Raw genomic sequence first — 12,270 nt, forward strand, 5'->3', positions numbered from 1 at the left:
TGTTCCGGGCCGCGCTTGCGCCTATGTGCAGGGCGGACGACACGGGGCACAAACGGGGTACAGGGGAAGCGACCATGCAAGGCAGCCGCATATTGCTGATCGTCGGCGGGGGTATCGCCGCGTTCAAGATACCCGAGCTGGTCCGCATGATCCGGCGCGAGGGCGGCGCGGTCGTGCCGGTGCTGACCCAGGCGGGGGCCGAGTTCGTGACGCCGCTGACCCTTTCGGCGCTGGCCGAGGCGCCCTGCCATACCGAGCTGTTCGACCTGACCCGCGAATCGGAGATGGGCCATATCCAGCTGTCGCGCGCCGCCGACCTGGTGGTGGTCGCCCCGGCCACGGCGAATCTGCTGGCGCGGATGGCGGCGGGGATGGCGGACGACCTGGCCTCGACCCTGCTCTTGGCCACCGACAAGCCGGTGCTGGCGGCGCCGGCGATGAACGTGCGCATGTGGCAGCACCCGGCGACGCAACGCAGCCTGGAGACGCTGGAAAACGACGGCATCCGTTTCATCGGCCCGGACGAGGGCGACATGGCCTGCGGCGAATACGGCCCTGGCCGCATGGCCGAGCCCGAGGCGATCCTGGAGGCGATCCGTGCGGCGCTGGGGCGCGACCGGCCGCTGCGCCTGCCGCCCGAGGCGGTGGTCTCGCTGCCTGCCCGCGTGCTGGCGGGGCGGCATGTGGTCGTGACCTCGGGCCCCACGCATGAGCCCATCGATCCGGTGCGCTATATCGCCAACCGCTCCAGCGGGGCGCAGGGCGCGGCCATCGCCGCGGCCTTGCGCGACCTGGGCGCGCGGGTCAGCTTCGTCACCGGCCCGGCCGAGGTGCCGCCGCCCCAGGGCGTCGAGGTGATCGCCGTCCAGACCGCGCGCGAGATGCGCGAGGCGGTCGAGGCCGCCCTGCCGGCCGATGCCGCGGTCATGGCCGCGGCCGTCGCCGATTGGCATGTCGCCAATGCCCGGCCGGGCAAGATCAAGAAGGACGGCTCGGGCAAGCTGCCGCAACTGCAATTCGCCGAGAACCCGGATATTCTGGCCTGGATCAGCCGGCTGGAGCATGGCCGGCCGGCGCTGGTGGTGGGCTTTGCCGCCGAAACCGACGACGTGCTGGACAATGCCGCCCGCAAGCGCAAGCGCAAGGGCTGCGACTGGATCGTCGCCAATGACGTGAACCCCGAAACCGGGATCATGGGCGGGACCGAGAATGCGGTCACGCTGATTTCCGAGGAAGGGGCGGAAAGCTGGCCGCGGCTGACCAAGGACGAGGTGGCGCGACGGCTGGCCGGCCGCATCGCCGAGGCGCTGAACGGCGGCGAGGGCCGGGTGGAGGATCGCGCATGAGCCGGGTCTATCTGGACTGGAACGCGACCGCGCCGCTGCGCCCCGAGGCGCGCGAGGCGATGCTGGCGGCGACCGAGATCGTCGGCAACCCCTCCTCGGTCCATGCCGAGGGGCGGGCGGCGAAATCCGCGCTGGAGCGCGCGCGCGAGGAGATTGCCGTGGCGCTTGGCGCCGAGGGGGCAGACGTGATCTTCACCTCGGGCGCGACCGAGGCGGCGGCGCTGGCGCTCCAGGGGCGGGGCCTGGCCTGTTCGCCGGTCGAGCATGCCGCCGTGCTGGCCTGGTGCGAGGCCGCGCTGCAAACGGATCCGGCGGGGCGGGTCTCGGTTCCCGATCCGGGCCGCGCAACGCTGCAACTGGCCAATGCCGAGACCGGCGTGATCCAGGATCTGCCGCAGGGCCTGGCGGTCAGCGACCTGACCCAGGCCTTCGGCAAGATCCCCTTCGCCTTCAACTGGCTGGGAATCGAGGCCGGCTTCGTCAGCGCCCACAAGCTGGGCGGTCCGCGCGGCATCGGCGCGCTGGTGGTTCGGCGCGGCACCGAGGTCGAGGCGCGCATCAAGGGCGGCGGGCAGGAACAGGGCCGCCGCGCCGGGACCGAGAATCTGATCGGCATCATGGGCTTTGCGGCCGCCGCAAAAGCGGCGCAGAATGATCTGGATCAAGGAATCGGGGAAAAAGTGTCGCAACTGCGCGATTCCCTGATGGCTACACTGGAATCCCAGACAGAAATGGTTACATTTCCGGGGCGCGAGGCCCGCCGCCTGCCCAATACATTGTCGATCCTGACGCCGGGATGGCGCGGAGAGACGCAGGTGATGCAGATGGACCTGGCCGGATTTGCCGTCTCGGCAGGCTCGGCCTGTTCTTCGGGCAAGGTCCGGCCAAGTTCGGTTCTGACGGCCATGGGTATCGCGGAGGAATGGGCGGGCGATGCGATCCGCGTCTCGATCGGCCCGGCGACGGAGCCTCGGGACGTGATGCGTTTTGCGGATGCCTGGCTTGCGGCGCATGGCCGCTGGCGGCAAAGGAATGATGGGCGGGCGACCGCAGGAAAGGTTTGAGATGACTGTAGAGATCGGCGAGGCAATCGAAATCCGCGAGGGCGTAGACCGCGAGACCGTCGAGACCGTCCAGAGCATGGGGTCGTACAAATACGGCTGGGATACCGAGATCGAGATGGAATATGCCCCCAAGGGCATAAACGAGGACATCGTCCGGCTGATCTCGAAGAAGAACGAGGAACCGGAATGGATGACCGAGTGGCGGCTGCAGGCCTTCCGCCGCTGGCAGACCATGACCGAGCCGAAATGGGCGATGCTGAACTATCCCGTGATCGACTATCAGGACCAGTATTACTACGCCCGCCCGAAAAGCATGGCCGAAAAGCCCAAGTCGCTGGACGAGGTCGATCCCAAGCTGCTGGCCACCTATGAAAAGCTGGGCATCCCGCTGAAGGAGCAGATGATCCTGGCCGGCGTCGAGGGCGCCGAGGGCGCGCCGGCCGAAGGCCGCAAGGTCGCGGTCGATGCGGTCTTCGACAGCGTCAGCGTCGGCACCACCTTCAAGGACGAGCTGGCCAAGGCCGGCGTCATCTTCTGCTCGATCAGCGAGGCGATCCGCGAGCATCCCGAGCTGGTGCGGAAATACCTGGGCTCGGTGGTGCCGCAATCGGACAATTTCTTCGCCACGCTGAACTCGGCGGTCTTCTCGGACGGCAGCTTCGTCTATGTGCCGCCGGGGGTGCGCTGCCCGATGGAACTGTCCACCTATTTCCGCATCAATGCCGAGAATACCGGCCAGTTCGAGCGCACGCTGATCATCGCCGACAAGGGTTCCTACGTCAGCTACCTGGAGGGCTGCACCGCGCCCAAGCGCGACGTGGCGCAGCTGCATGCGGCGGTGGTCGAGATCGTCGTGCTGGAGGATGCCGAGGTCAAGTATTCGACCGTGCAGAACTGGTTCCCCGGCGACGAGGAAGGCAAGGGCGGCATCTACAATTTCGTCACCAAGCGCGCCGATTGCCGCGAGGCGCGGGCCAAGGTGATGTGGACCCAGGTCGAGACCGGCTCGGCCATCACCTGGAAATACCCGTCCTGCATCCTGCGCGGCGACGAAAGCCAGGGCGAGTTCTATTCCATCGCCATCGCCAACAACCACCAGCAGGCGGATACCGGGACCAAGATGATCCATCTTGGCAAGAACACCCGCTCACGCATTGTTTCCAAAGGAATTTCCGCCGGGCAGGCGCAGAATACCTATCGCGGCCTGGTGTCGATGCATCCGCGCGCCAAGAACAGCCGCAACTACACGCAATGCGACAGCCTGCTGATCGGCGACAAATGCGGCGCCCATACCGTGCCCTATATCGAGGTCAAGAACACCTCGTCCCGCGTCGAGCATGAGGCGACCACCAGCAAGGTGGACGACGACCAGCTGTTCTATTGCCGCCAGCGCGGCATGGACGAGGAGGAGGCGGTTGCCCTGGTGGTGAACGGCTTCTGCCGCGAGGTCTTGCAGGCGCTGCCGATGGAGTTCGCCATGGAGGCGCAGTCGCTGGTCGCCATCAGCCTGGAGGGCTCGGTCGGATGATCGTCACCACCACCCCCGGCATCGAGGGTCGCCGCATCACCGCCTATCACGGCGTGGTGACGGGCGAGACCATCATCGGCGCCAACATCTTTCGCGACATCTTCGCCGGGATTCGCGACATCGTGGGCGGCCGCTCGGGCGCCTATGAATCCGCGCTGGCCTCGGCCCGCGAAACCGCCCTGTCCGAGATGCAGGACCGCGCCCGCCAGATGGGCGGCAATGCCGTGGTCGGCGTCGATCTGGACTATGAAGTCATCAACAACATGCTGATGGTGTCCGCCTCGGGCACCGCCGTAAGCGTCGAATAGGAACGAACCATGCTGGAAATCAAGAATCTGCACGTCAAGCTTGAGGACGAGGACAAGCAGATCCTCAAAGGCGTCGATCTGACCGTCCCGGCTGGCGAGGTCCACGCCATCATGGGGCCGAACGGTTCGGGCAAATCGACGCTGTCCTATGTGCTCTCGGGCCGCGACGGCTATGAGGTGACCGAGGGCGAGGCGACGCTGGACGGCGAGGGCCTGCTGGAGATGGAGCCCGAGGAACGCGCGGCCGCCGGCCTGTTCCTGGCCTTCCAGTATCCGGTCGAGATCCCCGGCGTCGGCAACATGACCTTCCTGCGCACCGCGGTGAACGCGCAGCGCAAGGCGCGCGGCGAGGAGGAGCTTTCCTCGGCCGATTTCCTCAAGCTGATCCGCCAGAAGGCCGCGACGCTGAAGATCGATGCCGAGATGCTGAAGCGTCCGGTCAACGTGGGTTTCTCGGGCGGCGAGAAGAAGCGCAACGAGATCCTGCAGATGGCCATGCTCGAGCCGCGCATGTGCATCCTGGATGAGACCGATTCCGGCCTCGACGTGGATGCGATGCGGCTGGTGGCCGAGGGGGTGAACGCGCTGCGCTCGCCCGACCGCGCCTTCCTGGTCATCACGCATTACCAGCGGCTTCTGGACCATATCAAACCGGACGTGGTGCATATCATGGCCGACGGCCGCATCGTGCGCACCGGCGGCCCCGAGCTGGCGCTGGAGGTCGAGCAGAACGGCTACGGCGATCTGCTGGCGGAGGTCGGATGATGGCGGATACGGCTGTTCTTGCCGCGCAGGTTCCTGCGGTCGAGGGCAAGGCCCGTCCCGGCGATGCCGCGCTTGCGGCGCGCCTGGATGCGCTGGACCTGCCGCGCGGCGGCTTTACCCGCGCCGCGCGCGAGGATGCGGCGCAGCGGCTGGGGGCCATGGGCCTGCCCGGCGCGCGCGACGAATACTGGCGCTATACCGATCCGGCGCCCTTCAACGCCGCCCGGCCGCAGCCTGTCGAACCGGCGGCGGATGAAAGCACCCTGTTCACCGGCATCGACCGGCTGAACCTGGTCTTCGTGGACGGGCGCTTCGACGCCGCCGCCTCGGATGCGCTGGAGGCCGAGGGGGTCGAGATCGAAAGCCTCGCCGCCGCCGATGCCGGGGCGGATCACTGGGCGGCCGGGCTTTACGGCCGGCTGGAAGCCGCCGGGCAGGTGCCGGTCAAGCGGCCCTTCGCCGCGCTGAACACGCTGGCCGCGGCCGAGGGCGTGCTGATCCGCGTCACCGGCAAGGTCGAGCGGCCGGTGCATATCACCTATCGCCGCTCGGCGGCCGATGCCGATGTCCATCTGCATCACGTCGTGAAGCTGGAGGAAGGGGCCGAGCTGACGCTGCTGGAATCCGGCTCGATCGGCGCGCGTTCGAATGTGGTGATCGAGGCCGAGCTGGGCCGCGGCGCCCGCTTCCACCATATCAGCGCCAAGCGCGCCAACGATCCCAAGCTGGGGCTGGGCCATATCTTCGCCCGCGTCGCCGCCGAGGCGCTGTTCAAGTCCTTCACGCTGTCGGTCAACGGCACGATGATGCGCAACGAGGCGGTGATCGAGATCGCCGGCGACGATGCCGTGGCCCATATCGCCGCGGCGGTGCTGGGCGACGGCGACATCGGCCGCTTCCACCACGACGACACCGTCTTTGTCACCCATGCCGCCGAGCGCTGCGAAAGCCGCCAGGTGTTCAAGAAGGTGCTGAAGAACGGGGCCGAGGGCATCTTCCAGGGCAAGATCCTGGTCAAGCCCGGCGCGCAAAAGACCGACGGCTACCAGATCAGCCAGGGGCTTTTGCTGGACGAGGGCAGCCAGTTCCTCGCCAAGCCCGAGCTGGAGATCTATGCCGACGACGTGAAATGCTCGCATGGCTCGACCACCGGGGCGCTGGACGAGACGGCGCTGTTCTACCTGCGCTCGCGCGGGGTGCCCAAGGAACGCGCCATCGTGCTCTTGGTGCTGTCCTTCCTGGCCGATGCGCTGGACGAGATCGAGGATCAGCGGCTGCGCGACGACATCCTGGGCCGGCTGGAAGACTGGCTGACGGCGCGCGCGGGCAAGCCGGGCAAGGCCGTTCCGGGCAGGGCATGAGCCGGACCGGCATCGTCCCGCGCATCCTGGAAAGCTGGTGGGCGCCGGGCAGGGTGGTGCAGTCCCTGCGCGGCATGCCCGACCGGGCGCTGATCGTCGTGCTGATGGCGGCGATGCTGGTCTTTCTGGTCGCGCAGGCTCCGGGCCATGCGCGGGATGCGCAGTTCATGCCCGAGGTGCCCCTGGCCGCGCGCATGGGCGGGGCGCTGCTGGCGGTGATGTTCATGATGCCGCTGCTGGCCTATGGGCTGGCGGCGCTGGTCTCGGCCCTGTCGCGGCTGACGCCCTGGTCGGTCGCGCCGCAGGATTCGCGGCTGGCGCTGTTCTGGGCCCTGCTGGCGGTGGCTCCGGCGATGCTGCTGGCGGGGCTGACCGCCGGCCTGGTCGGTCCCGGCCCGGCGCTTGGCGTGACGCGGGCGGTGGCGGGGCTTGGCTTTCTCGTGATATGGGGCGCGGGATTGCGGGCATTGGCGGGGAACAGATGAAACTGGGCGATCTTGGCGATCTGATGGTCCTGACCCTGCGCGATCCCGATGCGGCCGTCGGGGTGCTGCGCGGGCTGGACCTGCCGATGGCGGCGCGCTGGATGGTGCTGCTGCTGGCGGTGACGCTGTCCACGCTGCTCGCCGGGCTGTCGCTGCTGCTGTTCCCGGTCGAGGTGGACAATCCCGTCTCGCGCATGTTGTCCGAGCCGATGACGCTGGCCGGTATCCAGTTCGGCGCCATGGTGCTGTCGGCGCTGTTCGTGGCGCAGATCGGCCGGCTGTTCGGCGGCCACGGCACCTTCCCCGATGCGCTGCTGATCGTCGGCTGGGTCGACTTGATGCTGGTCGGCTTGCAGGCGGTCCAGGTGGTGATGATGGCGCTGTTTCCGGCCTCGGCCACGCTGCTCTCCATGCTGGCCTTTGGCCTTTTCCTCTATCTTGCCGTGACCATGACCAAGGCGTTGCACGGGTTCACCAATACCGGCAAGGTGGTTCTGGGCCTGATCGGCAGCATTTTCCTGCTTGGCTTCGTGCTGTCGCTGATCGCGGCGGCATTCGGCATCGTCCCCGAGGTGACACCATGAGCTTCGACGTCGAAAAGGTCCGCGCCGATTTCCCAATCCTGTCCCGGCAGGTGAACGGCCGGCCGCTGGTCTATCTGGACAATGGCGCCTCGGCGCAGAAACCGCGCGTGGTGATCGACGCCATCACCCGCGCCTATGAGGCGGAATATGCCAATGTCCATCGCGGCTTGCATTTCCTGTCCAACCTCGCGACCGAGAATTACGAGCGCGTGCGCGCCATCATCGCGCGTTTCCTGAACGCCCCGCGCGAGGATGAGGTCATTTTCACCTCGGGCGCGACCGAGGGGATCAACCTCGTCTCCTATGGCTGGGCTGCGCCGCGGCTTGAGGCCGGTGACGAGATCGTGCTGTCGGTGCTGGAGCATCACGCCAATATCGTGCCTTGGCATTTCCTGCGCGAGCGCCAGGGCGTCCGGCTGAAATGGGTCGAGCCCGAGCCCGACGGCTCCTTGCCGCCCGAAAAGGTGCTGGCGGCGGTGGGACCGAAAACGAAGCTGATCGCCGTCACCCATATGTCGAACGTGACCGGCACCGTGGTCGATGTCGGCGCCATCGCCCGCGGCACCTCGGTGCCGGTGCTGGCCGATGGCAGCCAGGCCGCCGTGCATATGCCGGTGGACCTGTCGGCGCTCGGCGTCGATTTCTACTGCATCACCGGGCACAAGCTCTATGGCCCCTCGGGCTCGGGCGCGATCTGGATCCGGGCCGAACGGCAGGCCGAGATGCGGCCCTTCATGGGCGGCGGCGACATGATCCGCACCGTCACCCGCGACAGCGTCGATTATGCCGACCCGCCGCTGCGCTTCGAAGCCGGCACTCCCGGCATCGCCAACCAGATCGGCCTGGGCGCCGCGCTGGAATACCTGATGGACCTGGGCATGGAGAACATCGCCGCGCATGAGCGCGACCTGCGCGACTATGCCCGCGACCGGCTGCGCAGCCTGAACTGGCTGTCGGTGCAGGGCGACGCGGCGGACAAGGGCGCGATCTTTTCCATGACCATGCAGGGTGCGCATGCCCATGACATCTCGACCATCCTCGACAAGCGCGGCATCGCCGTGCGGGCGGGAACCCATTGCGCCATGCCCCTGCTGGACTTCTTTGGCCTCAGCGCCACTGCGCGCGCCAGCTTCGCCATGTACAACACCCGCGCCGAGGTCGATGCGCTGATCGACGGGCTGTCCTTCTGCCGGGAACTGTTCGCCTGACCCCTTCGGCGTAATATTCGCTTCTGCGAAGACATGCGTCAATTTGCGGCGGCGCCCGATTCTGGCGGCGCCTGGCCGGCATTGCTAATCTGCATCCAGGAAGCGCGCTCTCTTCGGCCGTAGCGAACCGGCCGTTCCTTGGGAGGAAGAGGGCAAATGCCACCGACATACCGGGCCATGCGTTTGCTCGCATGGGCCTTTTGGGTCGCGGCCGCGATGGCCGCGCCGGCGCAGGCGCAGGAGGCGCCTGCCATTCCGGGCAGCGGCAGCACCGCCGACCATTCGAAATTTCCGGCGCTGAAGGGGCCCTTCTCATCGGGGCCGGAAGTCACCCAGGCCTGCCTGTCCTGCCATACCGAGGCCGGCAACCAGGTCATGCATACGCTGCACTGGACATGGGATTATACCCATGCCGAAACCGGGCAGAAGCTGGGAAAATCCAGCGTCATCAATTCGTTTTGTGGCAATGTCGGCTCGAACGAGGCGCGCTGCACATCCTGCCACGCCGGCTATGGCTGGACCGACGTGCGCCAGCCGCCGCCCTCGGACCCGGCGCGGGTCGATTGCCTGGCCTGCCACGACCGCTCGGGCCAATATGCCAAGCTCGACAACATGGCGGGCCTCCCGCCGCTGGAGCCGGTGCCCGCCGGGGCCAAGACCATCACCGGCGCCGATGCCAGGCCGGTCGATCTGGCGCGGGTGGCGCAATCGGTGGGCGCGCCCGGACGCGACAATTGCGGCAACTGCCATTTCTACGGCGGCGGCGGCGACAACGTGAAGCATGGCGACCTGTCCTCGGCACTGATCCGGCCGGACCTGGCGACCGATGTGCATATGTCGCCCCAGGGCGGCAATTTCACCTGCCAGACCTGCCATGTCACCGAGGACCACCGCGTCGCCGGCTCGCGCTATGCCGTCGAGGCCAAGGACATCGTTGACACGCATCTGCTGGGCCAGCCGCGCGATGCCGCGACCTGCGAAAGCTGCCACGGCAACCGGCCGCATCCGGTGACTCCCACGGGGATGAAGCTCGACGACCATACCGACCGCGTTGCCTGCCAGACCTGCCACATCCCGTCCTTTGCCCGCGGCGGCGTGGCGACCAAGACGCTGTCGGACTGGTCCACCGCCGGCAAGCTCAAGGACGGCAAGCCCTTCGCCGAGGAGGCGTTCACCCAGTCCGACGGCCAGCACCTGCACACCTACCTGTCCACCAAGGGCAATTTCGAGTGGGCCGAGAACGTGGTGCCCTTCTATGGCTGGTTCAACGGCACCGTGGAATACACCACCGCCGAGACGGTCTTCGATCCGTCGCTGCCGGTCGAGATCAACCGGCTGGAAGGTTCGGCCGGCGATCCGGATGCGCGGATCTGGCCCTTCAAGCGGATGGCCGGCCGCCAGGCCTTCGATACCGAGCGCAACGTGCTTCTGCACAGCCAGGTCTATGGCCCGCAGACCGATACCGCCTTCTGGACGAATTTCGACTGGGCCAAGGCCCTGCAGGCGGCGGCGCGTTACATGGGCACCGATTATTCAGGGAAGTTCGATTTCGTCGACACGCGCATGTATTGGCCGATCACCCATATGGTCGCGCCGGCCGAGGATGCGCTGAAATGCGGCGCCTGCCACCGGCCGGAAGGGCGCATGGCCGGAATTGCCGGCGTCTATATACCCGGCACCAAGCTGCCGCCGGGCGGGATCATCGGGCTGGCCCTGCTGGCGATGGTGGTGGCGGGGGTGGCCGGGCATGGCCTCATGCGCCTGCTGGGCAGGAAGGGAAAGGGGGCGCATCATGGCTGAGCGCAAGGTTCTGGTCTATACCCGCTTCAACCGGCTGTGGCACTGGAGCCAGGCGGCCTCGATCCTGGTCCTGCTGTTCACCGGGCTGCGGATCATGGGGCTGCACGGGATCCTGACCTTCGGCCTGGCGGTGACGATCCATTCCGTCGTCGCGGTGGCGCTGATGCTGCTCTGGGTCTTCACCGCCTTCTGGCTGCTGACCACCGGGGCGTGGCGGCAGTTCGCCCCGCGCCGGGCCGGGCTGTGGCAGGTCGCGCGCTTCTATGCCTGGGGCGTGTTCCGCGGCGAGGAGCACCCCTATCGCAAGGTGCTGCGCCGCCGGCACAACCCCTTGCAGGCGCTGGCCTATCTGGCGCTGAAGGTGCTGCTGTTCCCCGCGGTGCTTCTCAGTGGCATCGCCTATCTGGGCTATGGGCTCTGGGACGATCTCGACCCTTCTGGCTGGGTCATCTGGGCGGTGGCCAACATCCACATCCTGACCGCCTTTGCGATCGGCAGCTTCGTGGTGGCGCATGTCTACCTGCTGACCATCGGCCACGGTTTCCGCGAACATGTGAAGCCGATGCTGACCGGGTTCGAGACCGTCGACCTGACGCCCGAGCAGGAAGCCTATCTCACCGCCGAGGAACCCTGGCGCCTGAAGCCCTGACCGGCGATTTGCCATTGCGGGGGCCGGTCCGATCGGCTATGGACCGGCCTGAGGCACCCGTAGCTCAGCTGGATAGAGTGTCGCCCTCCGAAGGCGGTAGTCAAGTCCGGCGAAAGTTGAGTGTGTTTGGAAAAGGTAACGATTTAACAATGGCTTGAGTGAATATCGGGTTCGCTCTTTAAGAAGCCAAAAAACTCGCGTAAGCATGACGTAAGCACATCGCGAACGGTATGCACCCGTAGCTCAGCTGGATAGAGCGCCGCCCTCCGAAGGCGGAGGCCACAGGTTCGAATCCTGTCGGGTGCACCATTTTTCCCATGAAAATCAAAATGTTATAAATCCTCTCTTTTTGAGGGATGTTGCTTACGTGGCGAATCCACGTAAGCAAAGATGCTCATTTATCTTTCTATAACAATATCTTGGATTTGGTTCTGTTTTGCCTCGACCTCAGGCGAACCCCTCGGCCGCCAGCGCGTTCGCGATGATGGGCTGCACGCCTCCAGCGCATCGTGTGATCTTCGACTGAGAGTTGGAGGAAGACGTCAGCCATAGGCCGCCTTTGTGAGGCTCCGCGCTCGTACAGAGGCCAGATATGGGGAAAGCCTTCCCCTGAGGCCGTGCCTTGATCTCGGCCTACCCCTTCTGCGGGGAGGTCCCCAGGCTGTGCAGAAACTCGCAGACGATTCAGTGCGGGCGCGATGAGGCGAACTGAATCGAGCGGGGCTCTCAGCCCCGCGACATCAGCGCTCCGGTCCCGAAGGCGTTCGAAGCGCGGATGATGTTGAATGCCAGGACCGAGAGGGCAGCTTCGGCTTTCACCCGCCGCAAACCGCGGGTCAGGAAGCGGCCTCCGCCAGACATCCGCTTGATGGTGCCGAAGGGATGCTCCACCGTGCAGCGCCGGATCGTCATGAGATCAGGGTTCTCGTGAACCCGACGTTCCATCCGATCGAGCGCGCCCTGATCCACGAGCCTGTGAATGGTGCGCTGATATCCTGGCGTACACTGCGGTTTGATCGGGCAGGTCTGGCACGCGGGCGTTCTATAACGGATTGCTCGATTTCGGGTACACAAACGCCGCGTCTGGCGCAAGATCCACATCGGAATTGACGAGCAAACGCTGGAAATTAGGGCGGCGGAGTTCACGACCAGCGATGTGGGCGATGCGCCCA

12 protein-coding genes, 1 tRNA gene and 1 pseudogene are annotated in these 12,270 nt (G+C 66.4%); 13 read left to right on the plus strand and 1 reads right to left on the minus strand.

What is annotated here, in order from left to right; genetic code table 11:
- The first annotated feature begins 74 nt into the window (after positions 1–74).
- The 12 genes from coaBC (at position 75) to ACDP63_RS01165 (ending at position 11,407) form a co-directional block, all read left to right on the plus strand.
- Positions 75–1,346: a bifunctional phosphopantothenoylcysteine decarboxylase/phosphopantothenate--cysteine ligase CoaBC gene (gene coaBC / locus ACDP63_RS01110; RefSeq protein ID WP_024842616.1), complete on the plus strand. Its 1,272-nt coding sequence runs from the start codon at positions 75–77 to the stop codon at positions 1,344–1,346.
- On the plus strand, positions 1,343–2,410 hold the full coding sequence (locus tag ACDP63_RS01115; RefSeq protein WP_024842617.1) for a cysteine desulfurase family protein: 1,068 nt from the start codon (positions 1,343–1,345) through the stop codon (positions 2,408–2,410). The genes coaBC and ACDP63_RS01115 overlap by 4 nt, the downstream gene beginning before the upstream one ends.
- 1 nt (position 2,411) lies before the next feature.
- Entirely contained in the window at positions 2,412–3,938 is a 1,527-nt protein-coding gene (gene sufB, locus ACDP63_RS01120) for a Fe-S cluster assembly protein SufB (protein ID WP_024842618.1), read from the plus strand.
- Entirely contained in the window at positions 3,935–4,246 is a 312-nt protein-coding gene (locus tag ACDP63_RS01125; protein WP_024842619.1) for a heavy metal-binding domain-containing protein, read from the plus strand. Before sufB ends, ACDP63_RS01125 begins: the two co-directional genes overlap by 4 nt.
- Positions 4,247–4,255: 9 nt before the next feature.
- Complete coding sequence (gene sufC / locus ACDP63_RS01130; protein ID WP_024842620.1) at positions 4,256–5,011, plus strand: Fe-S cluster assembly ATPase SufC; 756 nt, start codon at positions 4,256–4,258, stop codon at positions 5,009–5,011.
- Complete coding sequence (locus ACDP63_RS01135) at positions 5,011–6,372, plus strand: SufB/SufD family protein (protein ID WP_024842621.1); 1,362 nt, start codon at positions 5,011–5,013, stop codon at positions 6,370–6,372. Before sufC ends, ACDP63_RS01135 begins: the two co-directional genes overlap by 1 nt.
- Positions 6,369–6,857: a hypothetical protein gene (locus ACDP63_RS01140; RefSeq protein ID WP_024842622.1), complete on the plus strand. Its 489-nt coding sequence runs from the start codon at positions 6,369–6,371 to the stop codon at positions 6,855–6,857. The genes ACDP63_RS01135 and ACDP63_RS01140 overlap by 4 nt, the downstream gene beginning before the upstream one ends.
- Positions 6,854–7,441, plus strand: coding sequence for a YIP1 family protein (locus ACDP63_RS01145; RefSeq protein WP_409927632.1), 588 nt, complete (start codon positions 6,854–6,856; stop codon positions 7,439–7,441). The genes ACDP63_RS01140 and ACDP63_RS01145 overlap by 4 nt, the downstream gene beginning before the upstream one ends.
- Positions 7,438–8,649, plus strand: a complete 1,212-nt coding sequence (locus tag ACDP63_RS01150; RefSeq protein WP_028709806.1) for a cysteine desulfurase — start codon at positions 7,438–7,440, stop codon at positions 8,647–8,649. Before ACDP63_RS01145 ends, ACDP63_RS01150 begins: the two co-directional genes overlap by 4 nt.
- A 156-nt stretch (positions 8,650–8,805) precedes the next feature.
- Entirely contained in the window at positions 8,806–10,449 is a 1,644-nt protein-coding gene (locus tag ACDP63_RS01155; RefSeq protein WP_409927633.1) for a tetrathionate reductase family octaheme c-type cytochrome, read from the plus strand.
- A complete protein-coding gene (locus ACDP63_RS01160; RefSeq protein WP_024842626.1) occupies positions 10,442–11,098 on the plus strand; it encodes a cytochrome b/b6 domain-containing protein in 657 nt (218 codons plus the stop codon). Before ACDP63_RS01155 ends, ACDP63_RS01160 begins: the two co-directional genes overlap by 8 nt.
- A 232-nt stretch (positions 11,099–11,330) precedes the next feature.
- Positions 11,331–11,407, plus strand: a tRNA-Arg gene (locus ACDP63_RS01165).
- Between the two features lie 417 nt (positions 11,408–11,824).
- On the opposite strand, the gene ACDP63_RS01170 is transcribed toward ACDP63_RS01165, so the two are convergent.
- Positions 11,825–12,199, minus strand: a complete 375-nt coding sequence (locus tag ACDP63_RS01170) for a transposase (RefSeq protein WP_409927635.1) — start codon at positions 12,197–12,199, stop codon at positions 11,825–11,827.
- Between ACDP63_RS01170 and ACDP63_RS01175 the strand changes: the two are divergent.
- Positions 12,171–12,270: pseudogene (locus tag ACDP63_RS01175) on the plus strand (IS5/IS1182 family transposase); the annotation flags it as partial. The gene ACDP63_RS01170 and the pseudogene ACDP63_RS01175 sit on opposite strands and share 29 nt — an antisense overlap.

This window comes from Paracoccus sp. P2 (assembly GCF_046335115.1).
GTDB classification, from domain to species: Bacteria; Pseudomonadota; Alphaproteobacteria; order Rhodobacterales; family Rhodobacteraceae; genus Paracoccus; species Paracoccus pantotrophus.